Origin of the sequence: Protofrankia sp. Cas8 (genome assembly GCF_963555845.1) — a bacterium.
GTDB lineage: Bacteria > Actinomycetota > Actinomycetes > Frankiales > Frankiaceae > Protofrankia.
On the sequence record NZ_CAUVXI010000053.1, the window covers coordinates 1 to 17137 of the forward strand.

General features: G+C 69.5%; 7 protein-coding genes. All 7 read left to right on the forward strand.

What is annotated here, in order from left to right; translation table 11 throughout:
* A partial coding sequence (locus U9977_RS26915; protein WP_416210547.1) for a helix-turn-helix transcriptional regulator occupies nucleotides 1-157 on the forward strand: 157 nt, incomplete at its 5' end.
* A gap of 327 nt (nucleotides 158-484) precedes the next feature.
* Nucleotides 485-943, forward strand: a complete 459-nt coding sequence (locus tag U9977_RS10530) for a hypothetical protein (RefSeq protein ID WP_322749036.1) — start codon at nucleotides 485-487, stop codon at nucleotides 941-943.
* Nucleotides 944-1542: 599 nt separating this feature from the next.
* Nucleotides 1543-9258: an SDR family NAD(P)-dependent oxidoreductase gene (locus U9977_RS10535; RefSeq protein ID WP_322749037.1), complete on the forward strand. Its 7716-nt coding sequence runs from the start codon at nucleotides 1543-1545 to the stop codon at nucleotides 9256-9258.
* 138 nt (nucleotides 9259-9396) lie between these two features.
* On the forward strand, nucleotides 9397-14310 hold the full coding sequence (locus U9977_RS10540) for a polyketide synthase (protein WP_322749038.1): 4914 nt from the start codon (nucleotides 9397-9399) through the stop codon (nucleotides 14308-14310).
* Nucleotides 14307-14645, forward strand: a complete 339-nt coding sequence (locus tag U9977_RS10545) for an acyl carrier protein (RefSeq protein ID WP_322749039.1) — start codon at nucleotides 14307-14309, stop codon at nucleotides 14643-14645. The genes U9977_RS10540 and U9977_RS10545 overlap by 4 nt, the downstream gene beginning before the upstream one ends.
* Nucleotides 14646-14647: 2 nt before the next feature.
* Nucleotides 14648-15610, forward strand: a complete 963-nt coding sequence (locus U9977_RS10550; protein ID WP_322749040.1) for an alpha/beta hydrolase — start codon at nucleotides 14648-14650, stop codon at nucleotides 15608-15610.
* A complete protein-coding gene (locus U9977_RS10555; RefSeq protein ID WP_322749041.1) occupies nucleotides 15607-16884 on the forward strand; it encodes a glycosyltransferase in 1278 nt (425 codons plus the stop codon). Before U9977_RS10550 ends, U9977_RS10555 begins: the two co-directional genes overlap by 4 nt.
* The last annotated feature ends 253 nt before the right edge of the window (nucleotides 16885-17137 follow it).

Consider the following 17137-nt stretch of genomic DNA (forward strand, 5'->3'; position numbering starts at 1 on the left):
CTATCTGCCGACGATGCTCACCACGGCGGAAATCGCCAAGGAGATGTTCGTCTCGGTGAACACCGTCAAGACACACCTGAAGAGCATCTACCGCAAGCTGGACGTGGCGCGGCGGCGCGATGCCGTGCAGCGCGCCCGGGCGCTTCACCTCCTGTGACAGTCGCCCTCGCGTGCCGGTAGCCCTCGCGTGCCGGTCGCCCTTGTGCGCCGGTAGCCCTCCTGTGACAGTCGCCCTCGCGTGCCGGTTGCGGGCCGCGTACGGGTACCGGCCGGGTACGGGTGCCCGGTGCCGTGAGTTCCCTGACATTGCCGTCGCTGCTTCCTCACCCGGCATGGAGGATGCGCTACCCGCGGTCGTGGCCGGATTATAGTCCTCGCGGCGCTGGGCGACGGCATCCGATCGTGGGATGGGGTGTGTCGTTCGCGACGGGTGGAGGACCGGCGGCTTCGCCCGGTTCTGCGGACGCGGCGCGGAGGTGGCGCAATGGACCAGGTGCTCGACCGGATGGAGCTGCCGCTTTCCGGCGTCGAAGTCGAGTTGGTGAGCTCGCCGGTCGGACTCCTGCACTGGCGGCTCAGGTCCGCGGATGCGTTTTCGGACGTTCTCGATCATCCGCTCGAACGCACCCCGATTCTCGGCTGGCGCCAGGGCACCACGTCGGTCGAGGGGCGCCGGCCGCCGGTGCCGTTCACGGTCGCGTGGGGGTCGCTGCTGGGCGGGCGTGGACCCCTGCGGGTCGTGCTCGTCCGCCGTCGCCGCTTCCGGGCTACCGTGCAGCGTAACCTTGACCCCATGACCCTCGGTGGCGCGTTTTGGATCACCGAGACCGAAGGTTCGTTCGAGCAGCTGGTCGTGTCGGATGGGACGATCGTCGAGAGTCGCGACCTAGGGCCTGATCCGACTGCAGCTCGTCGCCCCCCGAGCACACGGAGAGAAGCATGATCGTTTCCTCTTTGGTCGACTGGGCGTGGCGAGCCCGTCAGAAGACCTGAAATAGGTTCTTGCTACCGGGTGAACTTTTCGTGGATGTATCCATCGGGCAAAGTCCGGCCGACGAGATGTTTCTTTGCGCCTATTAACCTGTTGCGCTCTCCGTCGGTTGGACCTGCCGTATGCCGGTTGGCCGGGAAACAGCCGTCGGCGTTTCCCGGCTGCGGGATGCTCGCGCGGGTCCAGTGGGCAAAGTTTGTTGTGCCTCCGATGGTTTTCCGTTGCTTTTCATGGTGTGATATGGTCGATATCGTAAAATCAATTCTATGTCAACGGCTTTATGGCGAACAGGTACATGGTCATCGGGTTTGTTCTGATACGGCCAGAGTGGCCGTGGCAATGCGCGCCGTGGGTGTTTTCATGCGGCGAGTTCCGGCGGCGGCGCCGCCTGCATCCGTTCGTGGGATTGCCGTCTGTGTCCGGTCGCTCTTAAACCCAACCCGCGCGGGCGGCATGGCGAGAACGCGCTGTGACCCTCCGCCCTCAACTGTCAGTGTTCCGCCCACGGCGCCTCGTCGACGGGTTGGCGGAGGGTCAGGAGGGATTGTCCAATGAGCATCAGTACGTCTCCAAACCCGCAGGCCCGGGAACGGGACCTTGTCATTGGCGTCACTCCGTTCACCGAGCCGGACGCGAGATTGGCTGCCGCCGTGACCCGGGCCGGTGGCCTCGGAGTTCTCGACCTGGGGCGCGACGCGGCGGCCGCGCGCACCGCGCTCGCCGACACGGCACGCTGGGCCCGGGGCCCGTTCGGGGTGCGGGTTCCCGCCGGCTGCTCGACCGAGCCGGGCGATCTGCCGGCCGCGGTGGACACCATCGTTCTTTCGTCCGACCTTCTTTCATCCGACCGGGCCTCGGTCGCCGGCTCGACCGGGGCGCGGTGGGACGTCGTGATCGCCTCCGCCGGGGGTCGCCGTCGCGTCCTGGTCGAGGTCACCTCGGTTGTACAGGCGCGGGCGGCGGTCGAGGCCGGCGCGGACGGCCTGATCGCCCGGGGTTGTGAGTCGGGTGGTCGGGTCGGTGACCTGACCACGTTCACACTGCTTCAGCATCTGCTGCACGCCGAGCTGGACCGCCCGGTGTGGGCCGCCGGTGGGATCGGCCCGCACACCGCCGCAGCCGCGGTTGCCGGCGGAGCGCACGGGGTCGTGCTCGACGTCCAGCTCGCCCTGGTCCGGGAGATGGAACCGCGGACCGATGTGGCTGCCGCCATCCGGGCGATGGACGGCAGCGAGACCACGGTCATCGCCGGGCATCGTGTCTACGTCCGCCCGGACCTGCCGGTCGCCCACCTTGATGGTCACGATCTTGACACGACCGCTGTCGCCAACCGGCTGGGTGCCCGTGACCTGCGTGCGCAGTTCCTGCCGGTCGGCCAGGACGGAGCCTTCGCGGCCCTGCTCGCTGATCGTCACATCACCGCCGGCGGGGTCGTCGCAGCGGTCCGGGAGGCGATCAGGGAGCATCTCACCGCCGCCGCGCGGCTCGCCCCGTTGGCCCCTGGCGCGCCCTTCGCGGTCGACCGGGGTCTGCGCGTTCCGGTCGCGCAGGGGCCGATGACGCGGGTCAGTGACCGGGCCCAGTTCGCCAGGGCGGTGGCCGACGGTGGTGGCCTGCCGTTTCTCGCCCTTGCTCTGCTGAGCGGGCCCGAGGCCCGGACGCTGTTGGAGGAGACCGCCGCTCTGCTCGCCGGTGCACCGTGGGGTGTTGGAATACTCGGATTCGCCCCGCCGGAGATCCGTTCCGCCCAGCTGGAGGCGGTCAGCGCCGTCCGTCCGCCGTGCGCGTTGATCGCGGGTGGGCGTCCGTCCCAGTCGGCCCCGCTGGAGGCGGCCGGCATCGACACCTTCCTGCATGTGCCCTCGCCGGGTCTGCTCGGCCGATTCCTCGCCGACGGTGCCCGCAAGTTCGTCTTCGAGGGACGCGAGTGCGGTGGCCACGTGGGCCCACGCGCGAGCTTTCCGCTGTGGGAGGGCCAGATCGCGGGGCTGTTGGCCCATGGCGAACGGGTGGCCAAGGAGGACGGGCAACAGGCCGGCACCGAGTTTTTCGAGGGTGTGCATGTGCTGTTCGCCGGCGGCGTGCACGATGCGCGGTCCGCGGCCATGGTTGCGGCAGCCGCGGCGCCGCTGGTCGAACGCGGCGCCCGGATCGGGGTCCTGATGGGCACCGCCTACCTGTTCACCGCCGAGGCGGTTGAGTCAGGGGCGATCCTGCCCGGGTTCCAGCAGGCCGCGGTGGACTGCGAGGGCACCGTGTTGCTGGAGACCTCGCCGGGCCACGCCACCCGGTGCGTGCAGTCGGACTTCGTCCGCGCCTTCGACGAACGCAAGGCCGAACTGCTCCAGCGGGGGTTGACTCGCGCGCAGGTGTGGGAGGAGCTGGAACGCCTTAACCTCGGCCGGCTGCGGATCGCGAGCAAGGGGTTGCGTCGCGAACGCGGGCGGCTGGTCGCAGTCGACCCCGAGGCCCAGCGCCGTGAGGGCATGTTCATGATCGGGCAGGTGGCGGCGCTGCGGTCGGAACGGACCACGGTGGGCGCCCTGCACACCCAGGTCACCGAGGGCGCGACCCAGGCCGTGGCCGCCAGGGTCGCTGCGCTCGGTATCGACACGAGTGCCGTCGGCGGCGGCGGGTCGTCCGGCGTGGCAGGTGCGCGGCATGAGGTGCGCGAGGTCGCCCGTCCGCTGGATGTCGCCGTCGTCGGGATGGCCTGTGTGTTCCCGGGTGCCGCCGACGCGGACGAGTACTGGGCCAACATCGTCGGCGGCCTGGACGCGGTCACCGAGGTGCCCGGTAGCCGCTGGGACCCGAATCTCTACTACGACCCGGATACGGGCCCGCGCGACGCGGGGCGGCGGGTGCCGTCCAAGTGGGGTGGGTTCCTGGCCCCGCTGCCGTTCGACGCGCTGAGTTTCGGGATCCCACCGAAGGCGTTGAGCAGTATCGACCCCGGGCAGCTGCTGGCCTTGGCCGTGGCTGCCCGGGCCCTGCGCGACGCCGGATATGACGACCGTCCGTTCGACCGGTCGCGGACGTCAGTGGTGTTCGGCGCCGAATCCGGCGCCGACCTCGCCTCCGCGTACGGCTTCCGGTCCACCTACCCGAGCGTGGTCGGCCCGGTTCCGCCCGCGCTCGACGAATGCCTGCCCACCCTGGACGAGAACTCCTTCCCCGGTCTGCTCGCCAACGTCATCGCCGGCCGGATCGCCAACCGCCTCGATCTCGGTGGGGTGAACTACACGGTGGACGCGGCATGCGCGTCCTCGCTGGCCGCACTCGACGCCGCATGCAAGGAGCTGGTGGCCGGCACCTCCGACCTCGTGCTCTGCGGCGGTGTGGACACGCATAACAGCGTCCATGACTTTCTGCTGTTCTCCTCCGTCCAGGCCCTGTCACCGACCGGCCGGTCCCGCAGTTTCGACGCGGCCGCCGACGGCATCAGCCTGGGCGAGGGTGTGGCCGTCGTCGTGCTCAAACGGCTTGCCGACGCCGAACGCGACGGTGACCGCATCCATGCTGTGATCAAGGCGGTGGCCGGATCGAGCGACGGCCGGGCGCTGGGCTTGACCGCTCCGCGCAAGGCAGGCCAGGTGCTGGCGATGCAACGGGCATACGCCCGAGCCGGCATCTCCCCGGCCGACGTCGGCTTGGTCGAGGCGCATGCAACCGGCACGGTCGTCGGTGACCGGACGGAGCTCGCCGGCCTGACCGAGGTCTTCACCACCCACGGGGCGGCGCCGGCGAGCTGCGCGGTCGGTTCGGTGAAGTCCCAGATCGGGCACACCAAGTGTGCGGCCGGCCTGGCCGGTCTGATCAAGACGGTGAAGGCGCTGGAAACCGGGGTGCGCCCGCCGACGCTGAACCTCACCCAGCCCAATCCCTACTGGGACGCCGCAACCAGTCCGTTCTTCTTCGACACCGGGGCTCGTCCGTGGGCGGCACCCGCGTCACGCCGGCACGCTGGTGTGTCCGCGTTCGGGTTCGGCGGGACGAACTTCCACGTGGTGCTCTCCGCCTACGACGGTGGGCCCGAGCCCGCCCACGGGTTGGGCTCCTGGCCCGCGGAGCTTTTTGTCGTCCGGGGCACCGACCGGGTTGCCGCCGGCCGCACTCTGGACAAACTCGCCGAACTGATCAGGATCAACGACGGCGCCGGACAACCCTGGAAGTTGCGTGATCTGGCCGCGACGGTCGCGCGCAGACGCGGCGGAGCCGTCCAGGTGGCGTTTGTCGCGGCCACCCTCGATGATCTTCCAGACCTGGTGAGACGTGCACGGGTCTTTGAGCACGATCCGAAGGCGGGGATTTTCGTTGCGGCTGAGGCCGAGAGCGGGGCCGAGCGCGGCGCCGAGCGCGGCGCCGACGCCGAGACGGCTGACTCCGGTCCGGATGGTGGCGGAAAGATCGCCTTTCTCTTCCCGGGCCAGGGCAGCCAGCGGCCCGGGATGCTGGCGGATCTGTTCGTGGCCTTCCCACGCCTGCGTCACCTGCTCGAACGCGGTGAGAAGTGGGCGACGGCGATGTTCCCGCCGGCCGCCTTCAATCGTGGCGATGTCGCCGCCCAGCAGGCGGCGATCACCGATACGCGTACGGCGCAGCCGACTCTCGGGATGGCGGGGCTCGCCATGCACGAGATCCTCACCGGGCTCGGTGTCCGGCCTGACCATCTCGGCGGCCACAGCTACGGTGAGCTGGTCGCCCTGTGCGCGGCCGGGGCCATCCACATTGATGATCTTCTGTTGCTCAGTGCGGCGCGGGCGGAGGCCATCCTCGGCGCGGCCGACGCCTTCGCACCGACCGCCGACCCGGGAGCGATGGCCGCGGTGTCCGCCGCGGCCGGGCGTGTCCAGGAGGTCCTGGCCGCCGCTGGGACGGAGCTGGCCGACGTTGTGATCGCCAACCACAACGCACCGGACCAGACCGTGATCTCCGGTCCGACGGGCGCGGTCGACCTCGCCGTCGGACGCCTTGCGGCCGCAGGGCTGACGGCCCGGCGGATCCCGGTGGCGTGCGCGTTCCACAGCCCGGTGGTTGCGGGCGCGGTCGAGACGTTCGGCGCGGAGCTGGACAAGGTTGCGGTCGGCGAGCCGGGCGTCCCGGTCTGGTCGAATGTCACCGCCCAGCCGTACGAGCCGGAGCCCGACGCGGTACGACAGACGCTCGCCGGTCAGGTCGCGCGCCCGGTCCGATTTGTCGACCAGATCGAGGCGATGTATGCGGCCGGTGTGCGGATCTTCGTTGAGGTCGGGCCTGGGCGGGTACTCACCGGGCTGATCGGCCGGATCCTCGCCGGCCGGCCGCATACGGCGCTCGCCACGGACGTTCCCGGCGAACCCGGGCTCCGCCGGCTTCTGCTTGCGCTGGCTGAGCTTGCCGCTGCGGGTGTCGCCGTGGACACGACGCCGCTGTTCGCCGGGCGGGACGTGCGTACGGTCTCAGCCGCGAACTGCCCACGCCGACCCGGTTGGCTGGTCGACGGCCACATGGTGCGGACATCCGATGGACGGCATCTGGCCGGCGGGCTGCGGCCCGCGGACGAGCTGACCCGGCTGGCGAACGATGAGCCCATCCCACCGGCGATCCAGGGTTCCCGGCCGCTGCTCCCCCCCATGGCGCCTCCGCCGGTGGGATCCGCGCCGGTGGGATCCGCGCCGGTGGGAGAAGTGCCCCTGGGATCCGCGGCAGTGCGAGGAAACATCCCGCCACAGGGCCTGTCCCCGAACGTCGGCATGGACGTGACGGGCATGGGCGTGGCGGGCATGGGCGTGGCGGGCATGGGCGTGGCGGGCATGGGTGTGACGGGCATGGGCGTGACCGGCACGAATGCCACCGCGGACGCCTCAATGGACGCCACCATGGTTGAGTTTCTGCGCGCCACCCGGGAGCTGGTCGCCGCGCAACGCGATGTCATGCTCGGCTACCTCGGTGCGTCAGCCGGAGTGGGAGAACGGAAAGGCGCGGAGTCCACCCGGGAGCCGATCCGGGTGCCGACTGTGCCCACGCCCACTCTCCCCGTTCAGGGGCGTCCGGCGCTGGTACCTGCCCAGGCGGGGCCACCGGATGCGGGCGGCCCCGGGGTGGCCCCGATGACGTCGGTGCAACCGGCGGTGCCCGTGCTGGATCCACCTGCGGTGTTGGGTCTGGTTGTGGATGTGATCTGCGCGGCTACGGGTTATCCGCCGGAGATGCTGGAATCAGATTTGGATCTTGAGGCTGATCTGGGTATTGATTCGATCAAGAGAATGGAGATCCTGGGGGCGTTGACAGCGCGCGTCGGATCGGCGGGGGACGGCACCGCTTCGGCCGGTGGCAGCGGTGGCATGACCGGCACCTGGGATCTCGCCGATGCGATGGTCGAGGAGCTGGCGCAGGTCAGGACCGTCCGTGGGATCGTTGACTGGATCGTCACCCGGCCAGGTCCCAACGCTGATGTGGTGCCTGCTCCGGCCGGTGACCTTGCCGGTGACTGTGCCGACGACCTTGCCGGTGACTGTGCCGACGACCCGGCCGGTGGCCAGGCCGGTGACCTTGCCGGTGACTGTGCCGACGACCCGGTCCCCGACAGGGACGCGCGGGTGGTGACGAACATCGGTTCCACCGTCGACGTCGACACCGTTTACATCGACCCGGGCAGGCTACTGGCGCATGCGGATCGTGAGCAGCCAGGTGTTGCATCGCTGCGGCGGTTCGTCGTCGACGTCGTCGCACTGCCGTCACCGCGCCCGCTCGCGGAGACTTTCGCCGCGGCCGAGAACAACACCGGGGCCGGGCCGTTGTCGGGTTCCCGGTTCGCCGTCGTCGAGGGTGGACTGGGTATCGGGCTCGTCCTGACGACCATGCTGGAGCAGTATGGTGCGGCCGTGCGGATGTTCTCCGCCGCCGACGAGGTGCTCGCCGATCAGCTTGCGAGCGGCGTCGGGGCGGACGGCGTCCTGTGGGTGTCGCCGGTGGACCGGGATGCCCCACCGGCCCTGCCCGCCGCGTACGGTCCGATCCGGGCCGCGGTCGCGGGCGGAACCCGCCGCCTTGTCGTCGCGACCGGCAGTGGCGGCAGTTTCGGTCGGTCCGCGACCGATGAACCTGGTCCGAGCATCGGGATGGCAGGGCTGGCGCGCACCCTTGCGCGGGAGGCGCCCGACGTGCTCGTCCGGGCGGTGGATCTCGACCCCAAGGAGGCCCCGACCCGGCTCGCCGAGTACCTCCTCACCGAGTTGCTCACACCGGACGCCCCTGTCGTGGTCGGCTACCGTCATGGGGCCCGCTTAACTCCGCGGGTGGTGCCTGCGCAACTGTCCTCGACCGGTGTGGGCGTGCCCGCGCTCGGCCGGGACTCGGTTGTGCTGCTGACCGGCGGTGCCCGCGGTATCACAGCCAGGGTGGCGTTGGCTCTCGCCCGCGCCACCGGCTGCGGGATCGAACTGATCGGCCGAACCGTGCTCCCGGCCGCGCCGGAGGACCCGGCAACCGCCGCCGCGCCGGATGCACCGCGGTTGCGGCGGGCACTGATCGACACGGGCGTGCGTCGACCGGCCGAAATCGAGGCCAGGGTGGCCCGGTTGCTGGCGGAGCGGGAAGTGCGGGCCACTCTCGCCGCACTCACCCAGACTGCGTCCTACGTTCGATACCATGCGGTGGACGTGCGGGATGCCGACGCCTTGCGTCAGGTCGTGGCGGCGGTCTATGCAGACCGCGGCAGGATTGACGGGGTCGTGCACGGCGCCGGGGTCGTTGAGGACAAGCTGCTGCGGGACAAGACACCGGAGTCGTTCGATCGGGTGTTCGCGACAAAGGTCGAAGGTGCCCGGACGCTTGTCGACGCACTGCGTCCAGATCTTGATTTCCTGGTCCTGTTCGGCAGCGTGGCAGGGGTGTTCGGTAACCGGGGTCAGGTTGACTACTCCGCGGCTAACGATGCTCTTGACACCTGCGCCCATGCCTGGTCGCGGCGTTTTCATGGCCGCGTCGTCTCGCTGGACTGGGGGCCATGGGGCTCGTCCGGTCGCGATACCGGTCGCGAAACTGGTCGCGAAACTGGCATCGAAACCGGCGGCGTGGACGTCGGCAGGGGAATGGTGTCCGCCGAGTTGGAACGTCAGTATGCCCGCCGGGGTATCGGTCTGATCGATCCGGATGCCGGGGTCGTCGCCGTTCTACGTGAGCTGGCCGCTGATGTCGATGTTCCGCAAGTGGTGTACATGTGCGGCCTGCCCGGGGCGCTCGATGACGGATTTCTCGGTTTTGGGATCGCGGATGTCGAACTATAGCTCGCATAGGGCTAGCATGCGCGCACAAAGAGTCACTATTGTGTGCCTTTGGCCCACCAGTGCTTCGGGGATTACGGCCTCCGGCGATGCGACAGAACCACGATCGCATCGCCTTTGGCCCACCAGGCAGGCGCTCGCGTGAAGCCGGCGATCGCGGTCGTCGGGATGGCGTCGGTGTTCCCGGGCGCGGGTGACCTCGCTACCTACTGGAGCAACATCGTCAGCGGGGTGGACGCGGTCCGGGATGTGTCACCGCGGCGCTGGGATCAGGAGTTCTTTCATCCGGATTCCGCGGCTGACTCCGGTGCACCAGGTGGTGGTGCACCAGGTGTCGATGGACCAGATGGCGAACTCGGCTCCGGGGCGAAACCGGTGGTCGCCGCCGACCGGATCTACTGTCGGCGCGGCGGCTTCGTGGAGGAGTTCGCGACCTTTGACCCGATCGAGTTCGGGATCATGCCGCTTGCCGTGGACTGGGCCGAGCCCGATCAGCTGCTGGCGCTGCGGGTCGCAGCCGAGGCCGTCGCGGACGCCGGGGGCGCTGACACACTCGGCGATCGTGGCCGGACAGGGGTGGTACTGGGGCGCGGCAGTTACCTCGCCGCGGGTCTTGCCCGGCTGGACCAGCGGGTCAAGGTCTCCACCCAGCTCGTCACCACGCTGCGGGAACTCGTCCCCACGTTGACGACCGACCAGCTCGCCGCGGTCCGCGCCGCGTTCGTCGAAACCCTCGGTCCGGACCGTCCGGAGGCCGCGATCGGTCTGGTGCCGAACCTGGCCGCCTCGCGCATCGCCAACTGGCTGGATCTTCGTGGCCCGGCATACACGTTGGACGCGGCATGCGCGTCGTCCCTGATCGCGGTTGACACGGCCGTGCGCGAGCTGGCGGGCGGCCGGGCGGACGCCATGATCGCGGGTGGTGTGCATCTCGTCCAGGAAGTGACGTTCTGGAGCGTCTTCTCGCTGCTGCGGGCGCTGTCCCCGACCTCGCGGATTCGGCCGTTCGACCGGCGGGCCGACGGCATCCTGATCGGTGAGGGCGTCGGGATGGTCGTGCTGAAGCGACTCGCCGATGCCGAACGTGCCGGTGACCGCATCTACGCTGTGATCCGCGGTTGTGGTGTTTCCAGTGACGGGCGGTCCTCCACCTTGCTCGCGCCGTCGCAGCAGGGGCAGATCCTGGCCGTCGAGCGGGCCTGGGCCGACGCTGGGCTGGACCCGACCGCGCCCGGTGCGCTCGGTCTCGTCGAGGCCCACGGGACCGCCACCCCGGTCGGGGACGCGGCGGAACTCGCCACCCTGGGACGGGTGTTCGGTCGCGCCACCGGTGCTCCGCCGATCGGCATCGGTTCTGTGAAGTCCATGATCGGTCATGCCATGCCCGCGGCCGGCGCCGCCGGGCTCATCAAGGCCGTCCTGGCGCTGCACCACCGGACACTGCCGCCGACCCTGCACTGCGAGCAGCCGCATCCGGTATTGGCGAGCACCCGATTCGAACCGATACGTGAAGCCGCCACCTGGGAGGCGCCCGACGGCGTCCAGCGGCGGGCCGGTGTGAACGCGTTCGGGTTCGGCGGTATCAACGCCCATGTCGTCGTCGAGGAGGCGCCGGCGTCGTCGAACGCGCCGTCCATCGCGTTTCCGGTGTTGGGCGTCACCGGCGGTTCGACCGGCGGTTTGGCCGGCGGTTTGGCCGGCGGTTCGACCAGGCAGCCCGGCAGGGGCCTGCAGCAGGGTGCCGAGCGGGTCCTGCTGGTCGCCGGGGCGAGCATCGCGGCGCTCGTCCGGGCGCTCGCCGTGCCCGACGAGGAGCTGCTCGCCCGCGACGATGCCGGCAACATGCCCACCGGGGGCCCGTACCGGCTCGCGATCGTCGCACCGGACAGCCGGCGGCTTGCGCTCGCCCGGACGATCGTCGAGCGTGGTACCGCCTGGCGTGGCCGCAATGATCTGTGGTTCACGGCATCGCCCCTGCTGGGGCGGCGTGCGCTGGAACATCCTGACGGCACTGCCGGGCCGGGTAAGATCGCTTTCTTGTTCTGCGGTCTGGAGGACGGGTTCCACCCGCGGGTGGACGACGTCCGCGCGCATTTCGCCCTGCCGCATCGGGCGGTCGACGCCGGCACCGTCGACGCCAGCACCGTCGACGCCAGCACTGGGGTACTGGGCACGCACGGTGTCGCCAGCGTCGAGGTGGGACGGATCCTGGACATGGCACTGCGCCGGCTGGGGATCGTCCCGGACGTCCTGGGGGGTCACAGCATCGGCGAGTGGAATGCGATGATCTCCGCTGGACTGATCGCCGATGACTTCGTGGACAGGTTCATCAACTCGTTCGATCCGAGTTCTCTCGATGTGCCCGGTGTGGTCTTCGGTGCGCTGGGGTGCGGGGTGTCCCAGGCCGTCGCAGCTATCGACGGACTGTCGGATGTGGTGATCTCCCATGACAACTGCCCCCATCAGTCGATCATCTGCGGGGGGCGCCGCAGCGTCACTACCACTCTTGAGCGGCTGCGCGGCCAGGGTGTGCTGTGCCGGATACTGCCGTTCCGGTCCGGCTTCCACTCACCGTTCTTCGCGCCCTACCTGGACCGGGTGCGTATGGACGTGGCGCGGACCCCGATCGGCGCCGCCACGGTGCCGGTCTGGTCGGCGACGACGGTCGCACCGTACCCGCAGGATCCTGCCGCCGTCCGTGACCTGTTCGCGCGCCATCTGCTGGAGCCGGTCCGTTTCCGTGGGCTCATCGAAGCGCTGTACGCCGCGGGCGTGCGGGTGTTCGTTGCGGTGGGTACGGGGAGCATCGCCGGTTTCGTGCAGGACACAATGGCGCGCGCCGAGTACCTGACCGTCGTCACGAACACCCCGAAACGTAGCGGTCTTGACCAGTTGCGGCGGGTGGCGGCAGCGCTCTGGGTCGAGGGAGCCTCCCCGCGCATGGACCTGCTGCCGACGGTGGACCGGGCCGTGGCGGCGCCGGCGGCAGTCTCGGGGTCGGCGCCGGCGGCAGTCTCGGGGTCGGAGCCGGCCGCCAGCCGAACGCGACGCGGTAGGCCGATGCTGCTCAACCTGGGCGCGCCACTGATCCGGCTGGGTGAGCGGGCCGCCGCGTTGGCACCGCTGCCGCTGTCGCTGCCCGAGCCTGCCCGGCCGCTTGCCGACCAGCTTGCCGACCAACTTGCCGACCAGGGGGAACATCCCGTTCTCGCTGAATTCGCCGCGTTTATGGCAGACACGAACGAGATGGTCTCGACCGTCGTCGGACGGTGGGCCGCCAGAAAGCCGCCGGCCGCAGCCCCGGGGGCAGAGCCGGGCGTGGCCGTGACGGCCGCGCTGCCGGGGCCGCCGCGTAGCGTCCGGCGGACACTGTCGATCGAAACCATGCCGTACATCATTGATCACTGCTTCTACGGCCAGCCGCCGGGGTGGCCGCATCTCGCCGACCGTTTCCCGGTGATCCCGATGACCACCCTGCTCGAGATGATGATCGATGAGGCGCGGGCGTTCGCGCCCGGTCGGGTGGCGCTCGGGCTGACCGACATCCGGGCGCTGCGCTGGCTCGCGATCGCGCCTGCGGTCGAGGTGACCATCACCGCGGTCGCGGTCGGACCGGACGCGGTAATGGTCAATGTCGAGGGGTACGCACGCGGCACGGTCATCCTTGGCGACGACTACCCGGCGCCGCCGACGCCGTCCGATGAACCACTGCCCGACCTGCGACGCGATGTGGTCGACGGACAGTCGATCTACCGGAGCGGACGGTTGTTCCACGGGCCAGGCTTCCAGGGCCTGGTCGCGGTCGGGCCGATCTCACCGAAGGGCGTCCACGGCGAGTTCGTCGTCACCGAGGCTCCCGGCGCGCTCCTGGACACCGCCGGCCAGCTGTTCGGCTACTGGCCGATGGAGTACCTCCGGACGGACTGGCTCCTGTTGCCCACGACGATCCGCTCCCTGCGGTTCTTCGGCCCGCCTCCGGTGGTAGGCGACCGGCTGACCGGCACTGTGTGGGTGCGCGACGTGGGGGACACGACCGTCACCGCCGACCTGGAGATACGGGCCGCTGACGGCACAGTGTGGGCGGTGATCGAGGGCTGGAAGGACCGGCGGTTCTCCCAGGATGACGTGACGTGGTCGATGCTGCTGAGTCCGGCGCGCAGCGCGATCGCCGAGCGCGCCGAGGGCGGATGGGTGTTCGTCCGGGAGCGATGGCATGACACCGCATCCCGCGAGCTCATGCTGCGTCACCACCTCGACGCCGATGAGCGGGCAGCGCTTGCCGTCAGGAATCCGAAGGCGGCGCGGCAGTGGCTGATTGGACGGATCGCGGCGAAGGACGCCGTCCGCCACTGGCTCTGGGACGGCGGCGCCGGTGACGTGTGGGGCATCGAGATCGGCGTGTCGAACGAGCCGTCGGGCCGGCCGGTGATCGACCGGTTGCCCGACCGTGGTGGCACACCGATCGCGGCGCCGCCACATGTGTCGCTGGCCCACACAGGATTCCTCGGCGTGGCGCTGGTGCATCCCGAGGGCGATGTCGGCATCGACATCGAGCGGGTGGCGTCGCGTGCGCCGGGCGTCGAGACGCTCGCCCTCACCGAGACGGAACAGGTCCTTCTCACGGAGGTCGCCGGCGCCGACCCGGACCGGCGCGCACTGTGGTTCACCCGGTTCTGGACCGCGAAGGAATCGGTGGCGAAGGCGGACGGCGTCGGATTGGCGGGCCAGCCGAAGAGGTTCGTCGTGGACACGGTGGCACCCGGTCATCTCCGGGTCCGCGTGGACGCTCCGCGAGCGCACGTACGCTGGGTCGCCCACCAGCTGATCGACGCGGCCGGCGAGCCCGTGCCGGACCGCGCGGCCACCGGGTCCACCGCGGCCGCCGGGTCCACCGACCGGGCCGAGGCAGACCGTTATGTCGTGGCATGGACCTCGCCGGCGGTCGAGCGGGCGGCCAGCGGAAACCGGTGGAGCGCCGGCGAAGGAAACGGAAAGAATACGAATGAAAGCACCGCAGAGAGCGGTCCAAAAGGCGGCGAAGGAGCATGGACATGACGACCGAGTACGCGCTGGTTTCCGCCGAGGCGTCGGCCGACGGCCGGGCTGTGGTCGAGGCCCGGGTCCTCGGTGAGGTGGCGGCGTTGCTGCGTGACATCATCGGTGAGGAATATGTCATCGATCTGGAAATCGCGATGGAGACGTCGTTCAACACCGATCTCGAACTGGAGAGCATCGAGTTTGTCACCCTTGCCGATCGGATGCGGGAACGCTATGGCGACATGGTCGACTTCGTCGGCTTTCTCGCTGGCATGGGTGTCGACGAGGTCATCAACATGAAGGTCGGGCAGGTGGTCTCTTACATCGCCGGCTGTCTCGCCCCACGGTCGTAGCAGTGGCCGAGATTCTTGCGAACGGCGTCCGGCTGCACGTCCAGCGGCTGCCACCCAACGGTGGCCCGCAACCGGGGTCGCCCGTTGTCGTCACGGTGCACGGCATGGTCATGGACAACATGTCCAGTTTCTACTTCTCGCTCGGTAACAGTCTCGCTCATGCGGGCGCTGACGTGATCTGTTATGATCTTCGGGGTCACGGGCGCAGCGAGCGGACGCCGGCCGGCTACGGCATGGCGAACGCGATGGCGGATCTGGCGGCGATGCTCGACGCACTGGGTGTCGACAGTCCCGTCCACTTGGTCGGCAACAGCTATGGGGCCACCATGGCGCTGGCCTACGGGCTGGAGTTTCCCGAGCAGGTCGCGAGCCTCACGCTGATCGAACCGCCGTTCCTCATCGACGGCCTAGGCGCTGAGATGGCCAGGTCGCTCACGCAGGTTCTGGTCGGGCTTTCCGACGTCGAGGTCGAACAGTGGTTGGCGGAGTCCGCCGGTCGGGCCGTCAGCCGGATCACCCGCAGCGCCCAGTCACTGCTGCGGGACACCTCGATCGCGCAGGACATGCTCGCCACCGTCGCCTTCTCACCCGAGCGATTGGCGTGTCTGGACATACCCGTACTCGCGGTCTATGGGGGAAACTCCGACATCATCGGGCAGGCCGAGGGGCTCGCCAGACTTGTCGGCAACTGCACGCTGATCATCCTGGAGCATCACACGCATGCCGTGCTGCGCGAGGCCGCTGAATACCTGCGCAGGCTGATGCGGTGGTGGCTGTTCGACCGCGAGCACCCGATGCCGACCTACACCCGCGGCCCCGGGGGGGAATTCGACACCCCCGGGTGGGTGACACTGATGGTCCCGCCGGCGGATCTCAACAGCCCGAAACCGGACAGCCCGAAACCGGACGGCACACAACGGGCGGATCATGCAGCGATCGACGCCGGCCCGGTGACATCCCCGTGAGTCGCTTTCTGTTCGTCGTGCCGCCGTTGACCGGGCATGTCAACCCGGCCGCCGGAATCGCCGGTGAACTTACCGAACGCGGTCATGACACCGCCATCGCCGGCCACGCCGGTGTGATCGGGCCGCTCCTGCCACCCGGACTCGCCCTGCTTCCGCTGACGGGCGAACTGTCCAGCGCCGATCAGGCTGCCATCAGCGAGAGGTCGAGGACGCTGCGTGGCCCGGCATCGCTGAAGTTCCTGTGGGAGGACTTCCTCATCCCACTGGCCGCGTCGATGGTCGCGGATGTGGAGGCTCTGGTCGACGAGTTCGCGCCGGATGTGCTCGTGGTGGACCAGCAGGCGATCGGTGCGGCGTTGGTCGCCCGCCGTCGCGGCCTGGCGTGGGCCACCCTGGCGACCACGTCCGCGGAACTGGACAACCCGTATGAGGTGCTCACCGGGGTCGGGCAATGGGTCGTCGATACTTTACGTGACTTCCAGCGTGCCCAGGGGGTGTCAGAACACGACGCGCGCGTCGGCGATCTGCGCTTTTCCGACCAGCTGACCCTAATCTGTTCAGTGCCGCAGATGCTGCGGACGGCCGACTTCCCCGGGCACTACGTCTTTGTCGGGACGCCGGCTGGCTGGCGTCGACCGGCGCCGGCCTTCCCCTGGGAATGGCTCGACCCGCAGCGGGAGCATGTGCTGGTCTCGTTGGGGACAGTGACCCGAGATGCCGGCGGGCGATTTCTGCGGATCGCGGTGGAGGCCCTTGATCCGCTCGCGCATCGGCTGCAGGCGATAGTCGTGGCGCCGCCCGGGATCGTGAATGCACCCACAAGCGGTGCGGCCGAATTCGGCGCGCTCGGATCGGGCGTCGCGCGCGGTGATATCAACGGCGGCGACATCAACGGCAGTGATATCAACGGCGGTGACATTCGGAAGCACGTTCTCCTGCTACCCTACGTGCCGCAGGTTGAGCTGATGCCGCGATTGTCCGTGGTGGTGTCGCATGGCGGGAACAACACCGTCTGCGAGGCGCTCGCGCACGGGGTTCCACTGGTTGTCGCGCCGGTCCGGGACGACCAGCCGATCATCGGTGAGCAGGTCGTACGCGCCGGCGCCGGTCTGCGGGTCCGGTTCGGGCGGGTGAGCGCGCCCGCGTTGCGCGAGTCGATCACTTCAGTGTTGGACGACCCCTCCTTCCGCACGGCCGCCGGGCGGTTGCGCGAGGACTTCACGGCGGCCGGCGGCGTCACGGCCGCCGCGGACCACCTGCTTACGATGGTTTAGCCCGATCACGATGGTTTAGCCCGATCACGATGCTTGAGCCCGGTCAGGATGTTTTAGCCCGGTCAGGAGGCGATGCCGGGCGATGTTGTGGTGGCTGCCGATCCTGATGTGCGTCGGGATCATCGCGAACGGGATACGGCTGCGCGGCCGGCTCCGTCGCCTGGACACGGTGCCCGCGAGCGGCCGGCCGGTGGATCCGCGCCACGAGTTCCTGGTCGCCCGTGACGTCCGGCTCACCGCCGCCGCGCGCCGC